The sequence below is a fragment of the Rathayibacter sp. VKM Ac-2929 genome (genome assembly GCF_022815495.1).
Lineage (GTDB): Bacteria > Actinomycetota > Actinomycetes > Actinomycetales > Microbacteriaceae > Rathayibacter > Rathayibacter festucae.
The window spans coordinates 558,867-578,972 of record NZ_JALGRV010000001.1 but is presented as its reverse complement, the minus strand read 5'-3'; the positions used below and the strand labels follow the sequence as shown (position 1 = coordinate 578,972).

Here is a 20,106-nt window from a genome sequence, read left to right as displayed (position 1 = left end):
GCTCGCGGCACGTCGGGGAGGACGCCGCACGAGCGCGGACCGATTCATCGGGGTCTCGAGGACCGCCGTCCACGGTAGCCGCGGGTGCCCGTCCGGACAAACGGAGAGCCCCGCATCAGGGGCTCTGCAACGATGCAGAGCCGGGCTATGCGGCGGCGTCGGTGCTGGTCAGGGCCGATTTCCGTGCCGTTGCCCGATCGTTACCCGCGGTTGCCCGCTTGCGCCCGGTCGGTCGAGCGGCCCGCGCAGCGGACCTCTCATGCTGATCGAGCAGCCCGCGAAGCGGACCGCTCATGCTGATCGAGTAGCCCGCGCAGCGGGCGTATCGAGATCCCCCGCCGTCAGTCCGTCGTCTCGCCCGCCGGCCCGGACGGGGCCGCGACGCCGACGCCGCTGACCGGCTCGCCCTCCCAGGAGACGAGCGACCACTCCGAGCCCGAGCCTTCGAGGACAACGATGCCGGTGTTGTCGAGCAGGTGGTCGGCGATGAAGTCCGCGTCGAGGTCGAGCGAGCGGAGCCCGGCCCAGCAGCGGATGGCGGCGCCGTGGCTGACCAGCGCGACGACGTCGTGGCCGGTCGCCTCCGCCTCCGCCACCACCGCGTCGTAGCGGGCGGCGAACTCGTCGCCCGTCTCACCGCCGGCCAGCCGCAGCGAGGTCTCGCCACCCGCCCAGCGGAAGACCGTGCCCATGTACTCCTCGACCGCGGCCTCGTCGCCGCGCATCTCCAGGCCCGCGGCCGCGATCTCGCGGATGCCCGCGCGCTCGACCGGTTCGAGCCCGAGCGCGGCGGCCAGGGGCGCGGCCGTCTCGTGGGTGCGCTTCATCGTCGAGACGAAGAGCGCGCCGATCGGCTCGTCGGCGAGCGTCGTCGGCAGGGCCGCCGCCTGGCTGCGGCCGAGCTCGGTGAGCCCGGGTCCGGGGATGCGGGTGTCGAGGATGCCGTCGACGTTGGAGGGGGTCTGGCCGTGGCGGATCAGGAGGAGGCGCATCCGTCCACGCTACCGGCGGCCGCCGACACGGCTGCCGAGCGGACGGCCGTCTCCGCCGTTGCCGCGACCGCCCCCGACTGCCACGATGAGCCCCGACGGACCGCCCGGGCCCGCGCGAAGGAGACTCCCATGGCTGACGGCTTCACGAAAGAGGAGCGCGCCGCGATGAAGCAGCGCGCCGCCGAGCTGCGCGAGGAGGCGAAGCGGCAGAAGAGCGCCGACAAGACCGCCGCGGAGAAGGCCGACGCGGAGGCGGCGATCGCCGCGATGACGGACGTCGAGCGCCCGATCGCGCAGATGCTGCACGAGGTCGTGGCCGCTGAGGCGCCCGAGCTGCTGCCGAAGACCTGGTACGGCTTCCCCGCCTACGCGCGCGCCGACGGCAAGGCGATCGTCTTCTTCCAGCCGGGCGCGAAGTTCGGCACCCGCTACTCGACCCTCGGCTTCCAGGACGGCGCGCAGCTCGACGACGGCACGATCTGGCCGACGGCCTACGCGCTCACCGCGGCCGACGACGCGACCCGCGCCGCCGTCGCCGAGCTCGTGCGCCGCGCGGCCGGCGTCGCCTGACGGCTCATGCTGATCGAGTAGCCCGCGCAGCGGGCGTATCGAGATCCACCCTTCGGGGGACGCAGGGTCTCGATACGCCCCTTGGGGGCTACTCGACCAGCATGTCTGCGGGCGCCTCCATTGAGTGGATCCGCCGTTCTGCAGACGCGGGGTCTCGATACGCCGTCCCGCGGACGGCTACTCGACCAGCATGTTTCGGCGCACGACCAGCATGTTTCGGCGCGCGACGAGCATGTCTTGGCGCACGACCGGCGTGGTCCTGTCCGCGACCGGCACGCATCGCCGCTCAGCGCAGCAAGACCGGCCCTGCGTCGACCGCGAGGCGGAACAGCGAGTACGGGTAGGTCCGCAGGTCCGTCCCGCCCTGGTAGTCGGCCTGCCGGTGCAGCTGGTTGGCGGTGACGTAGAGGTGCCCGTCGGTCGCGAGCGACATCGTGTCGGGCCAGAGCAGGCGCTCGTCGTGCACGATGGTCTCGATGGTGCCGTCGGTGCGGCGGCGCACGATCGCGTTGTTCTCGTAGCTCGTCGCGTAGAAGCGGCCCCGGTCGTCCGTCTCGAGTCCGTCCGCGCCGCCGCCCTTGTCGCCCTCGTCGACGACCGTCGCGGCGACGTCCTCGTCGGAGACGCCGCGGTCGACCAGAGCGTCGGTCGCCACGCTGTACCAGCGCCGCGAGGCGAGCGGGCAGTACCAGAGCCGCTCGCCGTCGGCCGAGATCGCGATGCCGTCCGCGCCCATCGTCACGGGCTCGGGGTCGCCGTCGGCCGGCCGCTTCATCAGCACCCGCCCCTCGGCCATCGGCACGAGCTCGGGCGGCGTCAGCGCCTTGGTGCTGGGGTGCTCGTGCAGGCGGCGCCAAGCAGTGCCGGACTCGAGGTCCACGACGATGATCCCGTTCGGCCCGGAGTCGGCCGAGTCGGTGATGTAGGCGATCCCGCGCCGCAGATCGAAGCGGATGTCGTTCAGGTAGGTCGTCGGCAGCGCGACGTCCGGCTCGAGGACGATCACCTTCTCGACCGTGTCCGTCGCCAGGTCGACGCAGACGAGCTTCGGCCCGCCGCGCTTCGTCGGCTGGAACAGCGGGCTGCCCGTGTCCAGGATCCACAGCCGGTCGGCCGGATCGACCACGATGCTCTGCACCGAGACCAGCGCCCCCGCGTCGTCGTCCCCGTCGGGCGAGTTCCACGCCTCGTCCGGGAACGGCACCGCGACGCCGTCCCGCAGCTCCACGACCGTCGCCGGCACCTCGTCGCCCCACTTCGGGAAGTTCACGAAGATCCGGCCCGTGTGCGACACGCTCACACCCGTCGGCATCGGCCCGTCGGGGAACTCGTGCACGAGCTCCAGCTCGCCCAGCGGCTCGTCGACCGGTCGCGGCCTGCCGTGCGAGTCGTCGTCGTCCTGTCCCCAGAAGCCCATCGGTCGTCCTCTCGTCGGTGCCCGCGGTGATGCGGAGCGGTGCGGATCGGCGGGCCGCGACTCCGGTCGTGCTGGAGGATCCGCGTCCCGCCCGCCTCCTCATCGTCGGTCCACCTCTGCTCCGCGGGCGAGGTGCTGGCCAACCCGCCTCCGAGGGCCTACCATTCCGTGCTCCCCCGCGACCGCACCGCCGCCCTAGACTCGGCTGGCGGTCCCGTCCGCTGGTCCTGCTTCACCGATGGAGGTGCACGGTCGTCACCGCGTCCGGCTCGCTGCCCGCCTGGGCCGGGTCGCTGGCGGTGCGCCGCTGGCGCAGCCACTCCCGGCTCTTCGCGCTCGTCGTCGCCGTCGCGGTCCTCGCCGGCTCCGTGCTCTGCGGGGCGCTCCTGCTCGTCCGCTCGTCCGAGCAGGCCGGCGTCAGCGGAGCGCTGACCTCCCTCGGCTCGGAGCGCGTCGACGTCACCGTGCGCGTCCTCGGCCCCGGCAGCCCCGTCACGGCGGCGCGCGAGGCGGCCGACACCGCGACCCGCGAGGCCTACGGAGGCGGAGCCGCCTGGACGAGCAGCGGCTGGGCGAGCTCCGAGTGGGCGACGACCGCGGAGGGCGTCTACTCCTACCTCGTCGAGCTCGACGACCCGGCCGCCGACGCCGTCCTCACCGCGGGCGCCTGGCCGACGGCCGCGCCCGGCGTCGCCCTCCCCGAGATCGCCGCCCGCTCCCTGGGTCTCGCCGTCGGCGACTCGATCACCCTCGGCGACGAAGCCCCCCTCCGGATCGACGGCCTCTACTCCGCCTCCCGCGACTCCACCGCCTACTGGGAGAACGACCCGCTCCTCGCGCAGGGCGACGTGCAGGACTTCGCCGAGCCGAACCGCTCCTTCTACAACCCCGTCCACGCCGTCGGTCCACTGATCACCGCGCCGGGCGGACTGGACGCCTCCGGCCTCGTCCCTGCGCAACTCGAGGCCGTCGAGAGCCCGGAGTTCCCGAGCACCGGAGTCGAGGGCCTCGCCGAGCTGCGCGCCGCGGCCGGGGACGCGGACCTCGAGATCGCCCGCGCCGTCCCGCATCCGAACGGCTCGCTGTTCGTCGACACCGAGCTGCCCGCCGCCCTCGACGACGTGGCGGACGGCCTCGCCGGCTCCCGCGCCGCCGCCCTCGTCGTCGCGCTGCTGCTGGTCGTCGTGCTCGTGGTCTGCGCGCGGGCCGTCACCGGTCTGCTCGCCGAGGCGCGCCGGGAGGAGATCGAGCGGCTGCGCGAGCGCGGCGCGACTCCCCTGCAGCGGGTGGGCGCGGTGGCCGTCGACGGCCTCGCGGTCGCCGCGGTGATCGCCGCCCTCAGCCCGTGGGGCGGGGTCCTGCTGCACGCGCTGGTCGTCTCCGCACCGCCGCTCGACGCCGCGGGCCTCCCCCGTTGGGTGCCGCCGGACGCCGCCGCGCTGCTCTGCGCCGCCGCGGTGGCGCTCGTCGTCGGCGTCCTCGTCGCCCTGCCGCCTGCGCCGGCCGCAGGCAGGGGCCCACTCGCCGCGGCCGGGCAGACGGTCCTCGTCGTCGTCGCGGCCGTGCTGGTCTGGCGTGCCGCGACCGGCGGCATCGAGCGCGGCGACCTCCTGCTCACCCTCACCCCCGCACTGCTGCTCGGCGCGATCGCCGTGGTCGGCGCGCGTCTGGCGGAGCTGGCCGCGCTGCCGGTCGCGGCCGTCGCCGTCCGCTCCCGCGGCGCCGTCGCTCCGCTCGCCGGCTGGTTCGCCGCACGCGGAAGCGGCCGCTCGACCGGCATCGTGCTCGTCGCGCTCACCGTCGGCGCCTCGGTCGTGGCACTCGGTGCGAGCGCGACCTGGCAGCAGGGCGTCCGCGACGAGGCCGCGGTCGCCCTCGGCGCTCCCGCCCGGTCGTCGGTCTCGGCCGACGGCGCGCCCGTGCTCCGCCGGCAGAGCCTGGTGGCGAAGGAGGCCCCGCCCGGTCTCGCGAGCGAGGGACCCGGCGCGGCGGCGCAGATCCTCGCCCTCGACGCCCGCGCCCGGCAGCTGCTCGGCACCGGAGCGGGTCCGGTCCCGCGCGCGGGCGGCGCCGACATCGCCCGGGAGCTGCGCGCCGAGGACCGCGTCGACACCGGCCCCGCGCTCCCCGGCGGGACCACGGGCCTGCAGCTGCTCGCCGCCCTCGACGCGCCGGAGGGCCTCGCGGTCGAGGTCTCGGCCGCCGTGGAGGACGAGCGCGGGCGGATCGACATCCTGCCGCTCGGCGCGCTGACCTCGCCGACCGAGCCGGTGACGCTGGCCACCGCGGAGGGAGCGATCGATCCGGCCGCGTCGCTCCGCCTCGTCGCCCTGACCGCGACCCTGCGCGACGTCGAGACGGACACCTTCGTCACCATCGACGTCTCGCTCGAGTCGCTCGCCACGCTGTCCGCGGGCTCCGACACGCCGGTTCCGCTCGCGCTGACCGACGCCGCCGAGTGGGCCGGCTCGCGCCAGGACACCGGCCGCCGACCGCCCGAGGTCGCGGTCACCGCGACCGGGGTGCGGCTCTCGATCCTGACCCAGCTCTCCTCCGCGCCGACCACCTACGGCGCCGTCGGCTGGGACCCGGAGGAGCCGGTCGGCGCGGTCCTGCCCGAGGCGCTCGCCGACGACCTCGACGTCCTGGCGGGGGCCGCGGTCACCGCCTTCGTCGCGGGCACCCCCGTTTCGCTGCGCATGGTCGGCGACACTCCGGAGGTGCCCGGGGCCGCGACCTCCGACGACCTGGCGTCGCTCGCCGCCGGGCTGCCGTCCAGCCCGCGGTCCGACTCCACGATCGTGGTCGACGGCCGCGCGCTCGCGCACCGGCTGGTGCAGGCCGACGCCTTCGGCAGCCTGGTGGACGAGTACTGGTCGGCGGAGGCTCCTGACACGGCGGGCGCGACCACCGCGGACGAGCCCGAGACCGTCACCGCAGCATCCCTCGCCCGCCGGATGCAGGAGGCGCCGCTGCGCGCCGAGATCCCCGCCGCCTCCGCGGTCGTCGTCTGGGCGAGCCTGCTGCTCGCGCTCGCCGGCTTCTCGGCCCGGGCCGCCGCCGTCGCCCGCGCGCGGCGCCTCGAGGCGGCGCAGCTGCGAGCGATCGGTCTCTCCCGGCGCGGGATGCTCGCCGTCCTCTCGGCCGACACCGCCGCGACCGCGCTGGCCGGCGTGCTCGTCGGACTCGCGGGCGGCTGGGCCGTGCTGGCGCTCACCGGCAGCCGCCTCGCCGCGGGCGCGAGCGGCCGCCCGGTCGAGCTGGTGGTGCCGTGGCAGGCCGTCTCGCTCCTGCCGCTGGCCCTGCTGCTCGCGCTCGCCGCCGTCTCGGCGGCCCTCGCCCTCGTCCAGCGGCGGCTGCCGCTGTCCGAGCTGCTCCGGCAGGGGGCCGACGGATGACCGCGTCCGGGCGCCCGAGCGCCGCCGCCCGTCCGGCGCAGGCGACCGCCGCCCCCGTCCGCCGCGGCGACGGCCTGCGCGCCGTCGGCACCGCCGCCTTCCTCATCGCCCGCCGCGCCCGCCGCGACCTCGTCGCCCTGCTCGGGATCCTCGTGCTCACCGCCCTGACCGCCGCCCTCGCCGCCGCCGTCCCCCACCAGCTGCGCAGCACCCTCGACTCCGCCGCGGTCGAGGCGGTCGGTGCTGCCGGGAGCGACGCCGACCTCCGCCTCCTCAGCACCGTCGCCGACGTCTCCGGCTACGACACCACCACCTCCGAGCGCCTGCTCACCCTCGCCGACGAGCTCCCCGAGCGCCTGCCCGCGCCGCTGCTCGACGTCGTCCGGAGCATCGACACCGCCATCCTCGGTCCGGAGGAGCCCGTGCGGATCCCCGCCGGCGACGCCGTCGTCCGCGTCGGCGTCCTCGATCCGGCCGCGGCCGACGGCGTCCGGCTGGTCGCCGGCGAGCTGCCCGCTGAGGAGGACCCGGGCGACCCCGCCCCGGTCGTCGTCTCCTCGGCGAGCGCCGCCGCCGCCGGGCTCTCGGTGGGCGACGCGATCGACGGCGCCTCCCGCGGCGGCGGCCCCTCGCTCCGCATCACCGGCGTCATCGAGCCCGTCGACCCGTCCGCCGCTGCCTGGACCGACCTGCCCGGCCTCTGGCAGCCCGGCACCTCCGGCAGCAGCGGCGGCGAGCCGCAGCCCGTCGTCGTCGCCCTCACGAGTCCCGTCGTCTTCGACCGGATCGGCCTGCTGCTTCAAGAACCGGCCGTGGGCACGATCCGCTTCAGCGTCGATCCCGCGCGCTTCGACCTGGCGCGGACCGAGACCGTGCGCCGCGAGATCGACGCGCTCGAGACGTCGACCTCGACGATCACCGAGGGCGCGCCTCTCAGCGTCGCCGCGGAGTCCGGCTACGAGGAGGCCCTCGCCGCGCTCCCACCGGCCGCCGCGGCCGCCACCAGGCAGCTGTCCACCCTCGCCGCCGGGCTGCTCGGCGTCGCGGTGCTGGTCACCGGTCTCGCCGGTACCGCGCTCGCCCGGCGGCGGCGCCCCGAGATCGCGCTGCTGCGCTCGCACGGCGCCTCCCTCGGCCTGCTCGGGAGCCACGCGGGCCTCGAGGCGCTGATCGTCACCGCCCTCGGCATCGCGCTCGGGCTCGCGACCGCCGCCGCGCTCGGTGCCCCGCCGGAGTCGCCCGGCCTGCTGATCGCCGTCGCCGCCGTCCTCGTGGTCGCGCCCGTCGTCGCAGTGCTGCGCCCGCTGCTCCGCCCGCCGCGCCGGATCCGCGTCCTCCGCCTCGCCGGGGCCGGCCTCCTCCTGGCACTGGCCGTCACCGCGGTCGCCGCCCTGCGCGGCGGGGCGCGCTCGAGCGGCGGCGGCGTCGACCCGCTCGCCCTGGTCGCCCCTGTGCTCTGCGCGGCGGTGATCGCGCTGGCGCTGGCGCCCCTGCCCGCCGCGCTGCTCGCCCCGCTGCGCCGGGCGGCCGCCGGCACGCGCGGCCCCGGTCCGCTGCTCGCCGGCGCCGGCGCGCAGGAGGGCCGCTCGCTGCTCACCCTCGCGACCCTGGTGCTCGCGGCGAGCACCGCCCTCACCTCGCTGGTGCTGCTGCAGACCGTCGCGGCGGGTCAGGAGTCGCTGTCCTGGCGTACCGTCGGCGCGGACGTCCGGGTCGACGACGCCGCCGACGGTCCCGCGCTCGCCGCGAGCCTCGCCGACGGCGGCGCGGTCGCCGCCGCGATCGGCGCCCTCGACGCCGTGGAGGTCCGCAGCCCCACCGCCTCCCTCACCGCGACCGTGCTCAGCGTCGACGACGACTACGCCGACCTGCTCGCCGCGCTGCCCGACGACCAGCCGCAGCACGCCTCCGCCGAGGCCGTCCGCTCCCTCGTCGCCACCGGCCCCGCCGAACCGGTGCCCGTCCTGGTCGACGCGCGACTCGCCGCCTCCCTCGGCACCGCGCCGTTCGGGCTCGAGGTGGACGGCGCACTGCTGCAGGCGGTGGTCACCGGGGAGCCGGTGGCGGGCCCGGACCGGATCGACACCTCCGTCGTCGTGGTCGACCGCGACGCCCTGACCGCCGCCGTCACCGCCGCGGGCGGCGACTCCCCCGCACCGCCCGGCACGGTCCTCGCCGTCGGCGCAGTCGACCGCGCGGCCCTCCCGGACGGCACGATCCTCCGCTCCGACGTGCTGGAACGGCAGCGCGATTCCGCCCTCGTCGCCGGCGTCGCGGATGCGACCGGACTCTCCCTCCTGGCCACCGCCGCGCTCGCCGTCCTCGCCCTCCTGGTCACCACGGTCCTCGGCGCACGACGGCGCGGTGGGACCCTCGCCCTGCTCAGCGCGCTCGGCGTCCCCGGTCGCGCGCGGCTCGTCCTGGCGGCCGGCGAGCTGGTCCCGGCGGTGCTGAGCGGAGTGGTCGGCGGAGCGGTCGCCGCGGCCGTCGTCCTCGCCGCAGCCTGGCCGGCGTTCGGCGTGGAGACCCTCGTCGGCGGCGACGCGGCCCTCTCGATCCCGTGGCCGCTGCCCGTCGGCCTGCTCGGCGCGGCCGTCGCCGCCCTCGCGCTCGCCCTCGCGGTCGACGCCCCGCTCTCGCGCCGCGTGCGCACAGCCGACATCCTGAGATCCGGAGAGGAATCATGAGCCCCAGCAGCGCAGCGAGGACGCCGAGAGCGGACCTCCCCGGTGGCGCACCCGGATCAGCAGCTGCCGGCGCGCCCGGCCCCACCAGCACTCTGCTGCAGACGCGCACCGGCGAGTTCGGCGCCGAGGCGCTGATCGTCTGCGACGCCCTCGTCCGGGTCTTCCGCGCCGGCGGCGTCGAGGTGCAGGCGCTGCAGGGCCTCGACCTGCTCGTCGGCGCGGGCGAGGTCCTGGCGATCGTGGGCGCGTCCGGCTCCGGCAAGTCGACCCTGCTCGGCATCCTCTCCGGACTCGACGCCCCCACCGCCGGCCGCGCCCGCCTCGACGGCCACGACCTCTCCGCCCTCCGCGGCGCCGAGCTGGTCCGCTACCGCCGCTCGAGCGTCGGCTTCGTCCGTCAGCAGTCCGCGAGGAACCTGCTGCCCGCGCTCACCGCCGCCGAGAACGTCGCCCTGCCGCTCGCCCTGGCGGGGCGCGGCCGGCGCGAGCGGGCGGCGAGGGCGCACGAGCTGCTCGGGATGCTCGGCCTGGCCGAGAAGGCCGACCGCCGGCCCGCCGCGCTCTCGGGCGGCGAGCAGCAGCGCGTCTCCATCGCCGTCGCCCTGGCCGGCTCGCCGCGCGTCCTGCTCGCCGACGAGCCCACCGGCCAGCTCGACGCCCGCACCGGCGACGAGGTCTTCGCCGCCCTCCGCGCGGTGAACGAGTCGCTCGGCTGCACGATCCTGATCGTCACCCACGACCCGACGGTCGCCGGCCAGGTGCAGCGCGCGGTCGCGATCCGCGACGGCCGGATCTCCTCCGAGACCCTCCGCCGCGACGAGCTCGACGCGAGCGGCGGCACCACCACCTCCGAGGAGGAGTTCGCCGTCCTCGACCGGGTCGGCCGGCTGCAACTGCCCGCCGAGTACCGCGACGCGCTGAAGCTCGAGGACCGGGTGCGGCTGACGCTCGAGGGCGACCACGTCGGCGTCTGGCCCGAGCGCCGCGAGATCCACCCGGCCGCCGACTCCGCCCCCGAGGAGCCCCCGCGATGACCGACGTGCTCGTGGTCGAGTCCCTCACCCGCACCTTCCGCACCCCGGCCGGCGACGTGACCGCCCTGCACGACGTCTCGTTCCGCATCCCGCGCGGCCAGATCGTCGCCCTCTCCGGCCGCTCCGGCTCCGGCAAGACGACGCTGCTGAACTGCATCAGCGGCCTCGACGTGCCCACCTCCGGCACCGTCCTGCTCGACGGCGAGCCGGTCACCGGCCTCGACGAAGCGGCCCGCACCCGCCTGCGCCGCGACTCCCTGGCCTTCGTCTTCCAGACCTTCGGGCTCCTGCCGCACCTGACGATCGCCGAGAACGTCGGCCTCCCGCTGCGCCTGCGCCGCGAGGAGCCGGCCCGCCGGGACGAGCGCGTCGCCCACCTCCTCGACCTGGTCGGGCTCGCCGGCCGCGGCCGCTCCCGCCCGGGTGAGCTCTCCGGCGGCCAGCAGCAGCGCGTCGCGATCGCCCGCGCCCTCGCCGCCTCGCCGCGGCTCCTGATCGCGGACGAGCCGACCGGCCAGCTCGACGCGGCGACGGGCGCGGCGATCATGGACCTCATCCGCGCGGTCGTGCACGCCGAGTCGGCGACCGCCCTGATCGCCACCCACGACGCCTCCGTCCAGGCCTCGGCCGACCGCGTCCTCCGCATCAGCGAGGGCGCGCTCGCCACCCGCGGCCGCCACGCCGCCCCCGGCACGGGCCCCGACGACGCGCCGACCCCGCCCGCCTGAGCCTCCGTCCGCGCCACCTCCGGCACGCGGAACCACCCCCGGCACGCGGGTACCCCGCGATCCGACGAGCCCGACTCCGTTCCGCGAGCCGAACCTCCGCCCGCCCCACCTCGGGCACGCGAAACCGCCTTCGGCACGCGGAAGCCGTGCACGTACGCGAGCCCGGCCCCGTCCCGCGAGCCGGACCTCCGCGCACCCCCGCGTCCCCCCTGAGAGGGGTTCCGCCCCGCGGGAGACGTAAGGTGTGCTCACACGCGCCCGCGGACGGGCGGGCCCCGCATCGCAGCGGCACCCGCGTCCCTGCGACGAAGCGCCGCCCGATCACAGGAAGCCACGGTGCCCGATGCCGGAAGACAAGCCCGCGCCGCGGGCCCCGAGCATCTACGACGTCGCCCGGGCCGCCGGAGTGTCGCACCAGACCGTCTCCCGGGTGCTCAACGACCACCCGAGCCTGCGCGCCGAGACCAAGAAGCGCGTGCTCGGCGTGATGGCCGAGCTCGACTACCGGCCCAATCTCGCCGCCCGCGCCCTGGTCACCAGCCGCACCCGCACCATCGGGGTGCTCTCCTCGCAGAGCCTGCAGTTCGGCCCCGCGTCGAGCATCCAGGCCATCGAGGTCGCCGCCCGCGACGCCGGCTACCTCGTCGTCACGGCCAACGTCGACGGCACCGACGGCGACTCCATCCAGGCCGGGATCCGGCACCTGCTGAACCAGGCGGTCGAGGGTCTCGTGGTCATCGCCCCGCAGATCCGCGTCTTCGACATCCTCTCCGGCGTCGCTCTGCGGATCCCGAACGTCACCCTGCAGACCACCGACGCCGAGCGCGGCGACGCGCTCTACGTCGACCAGATGGCCGGCGCGCGGATGGCGACCGCGCACCTGATCGAGCTCGGCCACACCGAGATCGTGCACCTCTCCGGTCCGCAGGACTGGATCGAGGCCGAGGCCAGGATGCGCGGCTACCTGGTGGAGCTCGGCGACCGGAACCTGCCGCTGCGCCCGCCGATCCTCGGCGACTGGAGCGCCGAGCGCGGCCACCACGTCGGCCTCGAGCTCAGCCGCCTCCTCGACGTCACCGCGGTCTTCGCCGCCAACGACCAGATGGCGCTCGGCGTGATGAGCGCGTTCCACGAGCGCGGGATCCGCGTCCCCGAGGACGTCAGCGTCATCGGCTTCGACGACATCCCCGAGGCCGCCTACTACTGGCCGCCGCTGACGAGCGTGCGGCAGGACTTCGCCGAGCTCGGCCGACGCTGCGTGGCCACGCTGCTGAGCCTGATCGAGGGCGAGCGCCCCGAGGCGTCTCCGCCGATCGACCCGCAGCTGATGGTCCGCGGCTCCACCGCCGTTCCCCGGTCGCTCGCGGCCGTCGTGCGCGCGGCGCACCGATGATCCGCGCCGTTATCGAGTCGAGACATCCGTGGTGGCACGATTGCCGCCAGCGGGTCTAGCATCACTCCATGTGATCGCTCACATGAGCGTCCCGCCGCCGCTGGCACCCCGCGGCAGCCCAGCACCCGCTGCATTCAATGACGAAGGAATCACAGTGACCACAATGAAGCGCGCTCTCATCGCCGGCCTCGCCGGCGGCGCGATGATCCTCTCCCTCGCGGCCTGCTCGAGCGGCTCCGGCGACTCGGGCTCCGGCTCGGGCGACGGCGGCCTCGTCGGCGTCGCGATGCCGACCAAGTCCTCCGAGCGCTGGATCGCCGACGGCAACAACGTCAAGTCGCAGCTCGAGGACGCCGGCTACCAGGTCGACCTGCAGTACGCCGAGGACGACATCCCCACCCAGGTCTCGCAGCTCGAGAACATGATCACCAAGGGCGCCAAGGCCCTGATCGTCGCCTCGATCGACGGCACCACCCTCACCAGCGTGCTGGAGGAGGCCAAGGCCAACGACATCCCCGTCATCGCCTACGACCGCCTCATCCGCGACTCGCCGAACGTCGACTACTACGCCACGTTCGACAACTACAAGGTCGGCGTCCAGCAGGCCACCTCGCTCCTCGCGGGCCTCGGCCTGACCGACCTCGAGGGCACTGCCGCGGCGAGCGCCCCGGCCGGCCCCTTCAACATCGAGCTCTTCGCCGGCAGCCCCGACGACAACAACGCCACGTTCTTCTTCAACGGCGCGATGGACACCCTCAAGCCGTTCATCGACGCGGGCACCCTCGTCGTGAAGTCGGGCGAGACCGAGTTCAACACCGTCGCCACGCTGCGCTGGGACCCCGAGGTCGCCCAGAGCCGCATGGAGGACATCATCACCAAGACGTACTCCGACGGCTCGAAGATCCAGGGCGTCCTCTCGCCCTACGACGGCCTCAGCCGCGGCATCATCTCCGCGCTGACGGACGCCGGCTACACCGTGGGCACCGACTTCCCGATCATCACCGGTCAGGACGCCGAGCTCGACTCGGTCAAGGCGATCATCTCGGGTGAGCAGTACGCGACCATCTACAAGGACACCCGCGAGCTCGCCAAGGAGGCCGTCTCCATGGCCCAGGCCGTCCTCGAGGGCACCGAGCCCGAGGTCAACGACACCGAGACCTACGACAACGGCGAGAAGGTCGTCCCCTCCTTCCTGCTCGAGCCGGTCATCGTCACCAAGGACCAGATCCAGTCCGTGCTGGTCGACGGCGGCTACTACACCGACGCGGAAGTCAACGGCTAAGCCTCACTTCCACTGACGACAGCACGACCCCGGGAGGGCGCCCATCGGGCGCCCTCCCCCACTACGAAGGAAGGGAGGCACGCGTGACCACGAACATCCTCGAGATGCGCGGCATCACCAAGACGTTCCCGGGCGTGAAGGCGCTCCAGGACGTCACGTTGAACGCCGAGCGCGGCGAAGTCCACGCGATCTGCGGAGAGAACGGCGCCGGCAAGTCGACGCTGATGAAGGTGCTGTCGGGCGTGTACCCGCACGGCACGTACGAGGGCGACATCGTCTTCGAGGACGAGGTGATGCAGTTCGCCAGCATCCGCGACTCGGAGGCGAAGGGCATCGTCATCATCCACCAGGAGCTGGCCCTCAGCCCCTACCTCTCCATCGCGGAGAACATCTTCCTCGGCAACGAGGTCCGCGGCTTCGCCGGTCTGATCGACTGGAACAAGACCAACCAGGAGGCGGCCTCGCTGCTCGCCCGGGTCGGCCTGAAGGAGAACCCCACCACCAAGATCCAGGACATCGGAGTCGGCAAGCAGCAGCTCGTCGAGATCGCCAAGGCGCTCTCCAAGCGGGTCAAGCTGCTCATCCTCGACGAGCCCACCGCGGCGCTCAACGACGAGGACTCCGACCACCTGCTCGACCTGATCCTGCACCTCAAGGAGCAGGGCATCACCTCGCTGATCATCAGCCACAAGCTCAACGAGATCAAGAAGATCGCCGACACCGTCACGGTCATCCGGGACGGCAAGACGATCGAGACGATCGCGCACGACGACGTGACCGAGGACCGGATCATCAAGGACATGGTCGGCCGCGACCTCGACCACCGCTACCCGGACCACACGCCGCACATCGGCGAGGAGATCCTCCGCGTCGTCGACTGGACCGCGCACCACCCGCAGGACCCGACCCGCGTCATGGTCGACAAGGTGAACCTCACCGTGCACCGCGGCGAGATCGTCGGCATCGCGGGCCTGATGGGCGCCGGCCGCACCGAGTTCGCGATGAGCCTCTTCGGCCGCTCCTACGGCAGCCGCATCTCCGGCCAGGTCTTCAAGGCCGGCAAGGAGATCAGGATGCGCAACGTGTCGGAGGCGATCGCCCACGGCCTCGCCTACGCCACCGAGGACCGCAAGCACTACGGCCTCAACCTGATCGACGACATCAAGCGGAACATCTCGCTCGCGTCGCTGCCCAAGGTGTCCAGCGCCGGACTCGTCGACGACAACCGCGAGTTCGAGGTCGCCAACGAGTACCGCGGCAGCATGAACATCAAGTCGCCGACCGTGCTCGCCAAGACCGGGAAGCTCTCCGGCGGCAACCAGCAGAAGGTCGTCCTCTCGAAGTGGATCTACTCCGACCCGGACGTCCTGATCCTCGACGAGCCCACCCGCGGCATCGACGTGGGTGCGAAGTACGAGATCTACACCATCATCAACAAGCTCGCGGCGGAGGGTAAGGGGATCATCGTCATCTCCTCCGAGCTGCCCGAGCTGCTCGGCATCTGCGACCGCGTCTACGCGCTGTCGGAGGGCCGCATCACGGGCGAGCTGCCCATCGCCGAGGCCACGCCCGAGGCCGTCCTCACCCTCATGACCCAGGAGAAGCAACGATGACCGATCTGCAGAACACCCCGCCGACGGCGGCGGGAGCGCAGGTGAACCCCACCGAGAACGCGTTCACCAAGCGCCTCAGCCACGTGCTGGGCGACCTGGGCAAGAACGGCATCTTCATCGCCCTGATCGTGGTGGTGCTGCTGTTCCAGATCATGACCAACGGGATCCTCCTGCGTCCGCAGAACATCTCGAACCTGATCGTCCAGAACGGCTACATCCTCATCCTCGCCATCGGCATGGTGATGGTCATCGTGGCCGGGCACATCGACCTCTCGGTCGGCTCGATCGCCGCGTTCGTCGGCGCCATGTCCGGCGTCTTCGCCGTCAACATGGGCCTGCCGTGGTTCGTCTCGATCGTGCTCTCGCTGCTCATCGGAGCTCTGGTGGGCGCCTGGCAGGGCTTCTGGATCGCGTTCGTGGGGATACCCGCGTTCATCGTGACCTTGGCGGGCATGCTGATCTTCCGCGGCCTGGCGCTCGTCGTCCTCGGTAACGCGAACATCGGCTCCTTCCCGATCGAGTACCGCGCCCTGGGCAACGGCTTCCTCACCGACCTGTTCGGCGAGACCACCGGTCTCGACCCGCTGTCGCTCGGTGTCGGCGCGCTCGCGATCGTCGCGTTCACCGTCCAGTCGGTGCGCACCCGCCGCGGCCGCCAGAAGTACAACCAGGGCGTCGAGCCCGGCGCCTGGTTCGTCACCAAGCTCGTCCTCATCGCCGTCGTCGTCGCCGCGTTCGCCTTCGCGCTCTCGTCGTTCAAGGGCATCCCGGTGACCCTGATCGTCCTGGCCGTCCTCGTCCTCGTCTACGGCGTCGTGATGAACCGCTCGGTCTTCGGCCGCCACGTCTACGCCATCGGCGGCAACCTGCACGCCGCGGAGCTCTCGGGCATCAAGACGCGCAACGTCACCTTCTGGCTGTTCGTCAACATGGGCGTCCTCGCGGCGCTGGCCGGCCTCGTCTTCACCGCCCGCCTCAACCTGGCGGGCCCGAAGGCCGGCGACGGCTTCGAGCTCGAGGCCATCTCGGCCGCGTTCATCGGCGGCGCGGCCGTCCAGGGCGGCGTCGGCACCATCGGCGGCGCGATCCTCGGTGGTCTGATCATCGGCGTCCTGAACAACGGCATGTCGATCATGGGCATCGGCATCGAGTGGCAGCAGGCGGTCAAGGGCCTCGTGCTCCTGCTCGCGGTCGCCTTCGACGTCTACAACAAGCGCCGCTCCGGCGGACGCTAGCCGCTCCGGTCGTGGCCGACTGGTCGCGGTTCCTGCCGCTCAGCTCCGGAGCCTCGGTCGACGAGTCGGGGGTCAGCAACGACTGGCGCCCGCTCGTCGCGGATCGGCTCGACCGGCTCGCCGTCCTGGCCGCCTCCCCCTCCTTCGCGGAGGGCGGGGCGGCCAGTGCCGTCTCCACCCCTCTTCTCGGCGCCCTCGTCGTGCGGCTCTCCAGCAGCACGACGCAGCGGCTCGCCTCCCGCCTCGGCGCTCGCGAGGCCGCCGATCCCCCCGCCCCGGCAGCGCTGCCGGCGGCGCTCACCGCCCTCGCCACCGCCCGCCGCGCCGGTCGCGGCCCCACCGGCGTCGCCGAGCTGGTCGAAGCGGTCCGGGTCGAGCTCGCCCTCGCCCCCGAGACCGTGCTCCCCGAGAAAGTGAGCGGCGCCGTGGCGCTGGACCGCTCCCTCCGCGCCCCGCTGGCCATCCGCGCCGCGGCCCGCGGCAGCTCCCTCGTGCCGACCGACGCCTCCTGGTCGCTCGGCTCCGGCCCCGCCGTCCGCGCCCCGGCCGGCGAGATCCTCCGCTTCCTGCTCGACCTCGGGCCGTTCCCCACCTCGGCCGGCTGAGAGGCGCGTCTCGCGCCACAGGGAACGACGGGCGCGATCCGGGTCGACAGCGGATGTGACAATGTTTCACATCCTCTGTTCACCCTCACGTCAAGGAGCGCCATGACCCCGCGACACAGTTCCCGCAGACCCACCTCCGGCCGCCGTCACACCGCACGGGCCCTCGACATGACGGTTTCGGCAGCGCTGTCCCTCGTCCTCCTCGGCGGCGCCGCGACCGCCGCGCACGCCGATGAGCCGTCGCCGGGGACGGCGACCGTCACCGCGCACACTGCGACCCCGTCGCCCGCGACCGTCCCGGTCCAGCACCCCGGCGTCAGCGCACGCCTCGTCGGCACCCTCGACAAGAAGGACGGCGAACCCGCCAGCACAAGCACCACGGTCACCTGGCGCATCGAGGCCACCAACACCGGCGACGTCACCCTCAAGGACTTGAACGGCAGCCACACCGACCTCGCTCCCGGCGAGACCACCACCCACCTGTTCTGGCAGACCAAGCTCACCCAGGAAGAGATCGACGCCGGCACCGCCACCTTCACCGCTGGCCTCTCCGCCACCACCCCCGACGGCGCCCCCTACACCTCACCCACCCTCCACGGCACCCTCACCCTCCCCGTCGAGCACCCCGGCGTCAGCGCACGCCTCGTCGGCACCCTCGACAAGAAGGACGGCGAACCCGCCACCACCAGCACCACGGTCACCTGGCGCATCGAGGCCACCAACACCGGCGACGTCACCCTCAAGGACTTGAACGGCAGCCACACCGACCTCGCTCCCGGCGAGACCACCACCCACCTGTTCTGGCAGACCAAGCTCACCCAGGAAGAGATCGACGCCGGCACCGCCACCTTCACCGCTGGCCTCTCCGCCACCACCCCCGACGGCGCCCCCTACACCTCACCCACCCTCCACGGCACCCTCACCCTCCCGGTACAGCACCCCGGCATCGACGGGCACTTCACCGGCGTCCTCGACACCAAGGACGGCGAACCCGTCACCGCCGGCGCCTGGATCACCTGGACCGCCGAGCTCGCCAACACCGGCGACGTCGAGCTGAGCACCATCGACGGCATCGACGTCGACCTCGCCCCCGGCGAGACCACCGACCACTTCTCCTGGAGGCGCCAGGTCACCCAGGCCGACCTCGACGCCGGCAGCGTCAGCTTCAGCAAGACCTACGACGCCACCACCATCGCCGGCACCCGTTACACCTCCGATGCCATCACCGGGACGATGGCCCTGCCCGCCCCCGCCGAGCGCCCCAGGCTCTCCGGAGAGTTCGAGGGACACCTCGAACTCAAGAACGACGAAACCGTGAAGGTGGGCACCCGGATCACCTGGATCGTCCGCCCCGTGAACACCGGCGACGTCGAACTCCGCGCCATCAACGACACGACCATGGTGCTCACCCCCGGCCAGCCCGCCCCCGCTTACCAGGTCCGAGCCCAGGTCACCCAGGCCGACCTCGACGCCGGGAGCATCACCTTCAGCCGCACCTTCTCCGGCACCACCCCCCTCGGCACCCGCTACTCCACCCCCTTCACCGGCACCCTCACCCTGCCGACGGGACCGGCAGCGGGCTGACACGAGCCCTGGAGGCGAAGGCCGCTGACGACGAGACCGTCGGCGGCAGCGACCCCGCCTCGGCGGTGAGCGCGCCTGCGTAGCATCGAGGCATGACGCGCTCACTGCCGAGAAGCTCCCCCTCCACCCACTCCCTCGACGCCGGTGGCGTCCTCGATCTGCTCGACGCGATCGAGGCCGCTCCCGGCGTCGAGCTGCACGGCCTGATGGTCGTGCACGCCGGCGCCGTGGTCGCCGAGGGCTGGTGGGCGCCGTACTCGGCCGAGCGGCTGCACCTGCTCTACTCGCTCAGCAAGAGCTTCACCGCCGCGGCGGTCGGCCTCGCGGTGGGCGAGGGGCTGGTCGATCTCGACGCGACCGTCCTCTCCTTCTTCCCCGAGCTCGACGCCGAGGTGACGGATGCGCGCTCGCGGGCCATCCGCGTCCGCGACGTCCTCGCGATGGCCAGCGGCCACTCCGCCGAGACCATCGACCGGGCGCGAGAGCTCGATCCCGTCGACATGGTGCGCGGCTTCCTGCTGCTGCCGCCGGAGCAGGAGCCGGGCAGCGTCTTCGCCTACAACCAGCCCTGCACCTTCGCCGCCGCGGCGATCGTGCAGCGCGTGAGCGGCCTGCCACTGACCGAGTACCTCCGTCCGCGGCTGCTCGACCCGCTCGGGATCGGCGAGGTCGCCTGGATCCGCGACGCCTCCGACCGCGAGATCGGCTTCAGCGGGCTGCACACCACGACGGAGGCGGCCGCCGCGCTCGGGCAGCTCTATCTGCAGGAGGGGCGCTGGGACGAGACCGCGGTCCTCTCACCGGAGTGGGTCGCCGAGGCGTCGACCGCCCACGTCGACACTCCCCCGGCCGACTCCCCCGACTGGGAGCAGGGCTACGGCTTCCAGTTCTGGCGCTCGCTGCACGGCTACCGCGCCGACGGCGCCTACGGGCAGTTCAGCCTGATCCTGCCCGAGCACGACCTCGTGGTCGCGATCACCGGGCAGAGCACCGACACGGGCGCACTCCTCGCCGCGGTCTGGGAGCACCTGCTGCCGGCGGTCGGCCGCGGCTCGACGGCCGAGGCCGACGCCCGGCTGCTCGAGCGCCTCGGCTCGCTCGGGCTCGCGCCGCTCCCCGCGCTGTCCGCGGCGCCGGAACCCGGGCGCTTCTCGCCCGCGCCCGGGTCGGCGATCCGCTCGCTGACCGCGCTGGAGATCGCGGGCGACACCGCCGGCTGGACCCTCGCGCTGATCGAGGGCGAGGAGCGGCTGCTGCTCGCCCCCGGCTCCGGCGAGTGGACCGTCACGGGCGCGTTCGCGGCGAGCGCCGGCGCCGGCGAGGGCGGGGCCCTCCTGGTCGACGTGATCTTCCTCGAGACGCCGCACCGCCTGCACCTCGCGCTCGACCCCACCGCCGGCACCTTCACGTCGCGCTGGAAGACGGAGCCGCTGCACGAAGGCCCGCTCGCGCAGCTGCGCGCCCCGCGCTCCCTGCTGATCGAGTAGCCCCGCAGGGGCGTATCGAGACCCACCATCCTCAGTAGGCCGGGCCTGCAGACCTGACTCCGAACGGTGGTGGATCTCGAC

The 20,106-nt window shown here is 73.6% G+C and carries 14 protein-coding genes; 12 read left to right on the top strand and 2 right to left on the bottom strand.

Translation table 11 applies throughout. The features are described from left to right. Window positions 1-341: 341 nt before the first annotated feature. Complete coding sequence (locus MT355_RS02575) at window positions 342-992, bottom strand: histidine phosphatase family protein (protein WP_243598413.1); 651 nt, start codon at window positions 990-992, stop codon at window positions 342-344. Between the two features lie 129 nt (window positions 993-1,121). On the opposite strand from MT355_RS02575, the gene MT355_RS02570 reads away from it, so the two are divergent. Then, window positions 1,122-1,562: a hypothetical protein gene (locus tag MT355_RS02570; protein ID WP_243598412.1), complete on the top strand. Its 441-nt coding sequence runs from the start codon at window positions 1,122-1,124 to the stop codon at window positions 1,560-1,562. Between the two features lie 286 nt (window positions 1,563-1,848). Here the strand turns inward: MT355_RS02570 and MT355_RS02565 are convergent, their stop codons facing one another. Then, on the bottom strand, window positions 1,849-2,979 hold the full coding sequence (locus tag MT355_RS02565) for a major royal jelly family protein (RefSeq protein WP_243598411.1): 1,131 nt from the start codon (window positions 2,977-2,979) through the stop codon (window positions 1,849-1,851). A gap of 299 nt (window positions 2,980-3,278) precedes the next feature. Here MT355_RS02565 and MT355_RS02560 point away from each other — a divergent pair, with 299 nt between their 5' ends. From MT355_RS02560 to MT355_RS02510, 11 genes are all read left to right on the top strand, one after another. Then, complete coding sequence (locus tag MT355_RS02560; protein ID WP_243598410.1) at window positions 3,279-6,377, top strand: ABC transporter permease; 3,099 nt, start codon at window positions 3,279-3,281, stop codon at window positions 6,375-6,377. Beyond that, on the top strand, window positions 6,374-9,064 hold the full coding sequence (locus MT355_RS02555) for a hypothetical protein (RefSeq protein WP_243598409.1): 2,691 nt from the start codon (window positions 6,374-6,376) through the stop codon (window positions 9,062-9,064). Before MT355_RS02560 ends, MT355_RS02555 begins: the two co-directional genes overlap by 4 nt. Continuing rightward, complete coding sequence (locus MT355_RS02550) at window positions 9,061-10,098, top strand: ABC transporter ATP-binding protein (protein WP_243598408.1); 1,038 nt, start codon at window positions 9,061-9,063, stop codon at window positions 10,096-10,098. The genes MT355_RS02555 and MT355_RS02550 overlap by 4 nt, the downstream gene beginning before the upstream one ends. Further along, window positions 10,095-10,826, top strand: a complete 732-nt coding sequence (locus MT355_RS02545; RefSeq protein WP_243598407.1) for an ABC transporter ATP-binding protein — start codon at window positions 10,095-10,097, stop codon at window positions 10,824-10,826. Before MT355_RS02550 ends, MT355_RS02545 begins: the two co-directional genes overlap by 4 nt. A gap of 343 nt (window positions 10,827-11,169) precedes the next feature. After that, on the top strand, window positions 11,170-12,219 hold the full coding sequence (locus MT355_RS02540) for a LacI family DNA-binding transcriptional regulator (protein WP_123705241.1): 1,050 nt from the start codon (window positions 11,170-11,172) through the stop codon (window positions 12,217-12,219). Window positions 12,220-12,382: 163 nt separating this feature from the next. Continuing rightward, on the top strand, window positions 12,383-13,501 hold the full coding sequence (chvE, locus tag MT355_RS02535) for a multiple monosaccharide ABC transporter substrate-binding protein (RefSeq protein WP_132437646.1): 1,119 nt from the start codon (window positions 12,383-12,385) through the stop codon (window positions 13,499-13,501). 83 nt (window positions 13,502-13,584) lie between these two features. Beyond that, window positions 13,585-15,114 (top strand): multiple monosaccharide ABC transporter ATP-binding protein, encoded by a 1,530-nt coding sequence (gene mmsA / locus MT355_RS02530; RefSeq protein ID WP_123447755.1) that lies wholly within the window; start codon window positions 13,585-13,587, stop codon window positions 15,112-15,114. Beyond that, the gene (gene mmsB, locus MT355_RS02525) at window positions 15,111-16,349 is read left to right on the top strand and encodes a multiple monosaccharide ABC transporter permease (RefSeq protein WP_123447756.1); all 1,239 of its coding nucleotides are present in this window, start codon (window positions 15,111-15,113) and stop codon (window positions 16,347-16,349) included. Before mmsA ends, mmsB begins: the two co-directional genes overlap by 4 nt. Window positions 16,350-16,360: 11 nt before the next feature. Beyond that, window positions 16,361-16,954 carry a hypothetical protein gene (locus MT355_RS02520; protein WP_243598406.1) on the top strand — a complete coding sequence of 198 codons (594 nt, stop codon included), beginning with the start codon at window positions 16,361-16,363 and terminating at the stop codon, window positions 16,952-16,954. Between the two features lie 168 nt (window positions 16,955-17,122). Beyond that, entirely contained in the window at window positions 17,123-18,538 is a 1,416-nt protein-coding gene (locus MT355_RS02515; protein WP_243598405.1) for a hypothetical protein, read from the top strand. Window positions 18,539-18,630: 92 nt separating this feature from the next. Further along, window positions 18,631-20,025, top strand: coding sequence for a serine hydrolase (locus MT355_RS02510; protein ID WP_243598404.1), 1,395 nt, complete (start codon window positions 18,631-18,633; stop codon window positions 20,023-20,025). Window positions 20,026-20,106 lie beyond the last annotated feature (81 nt).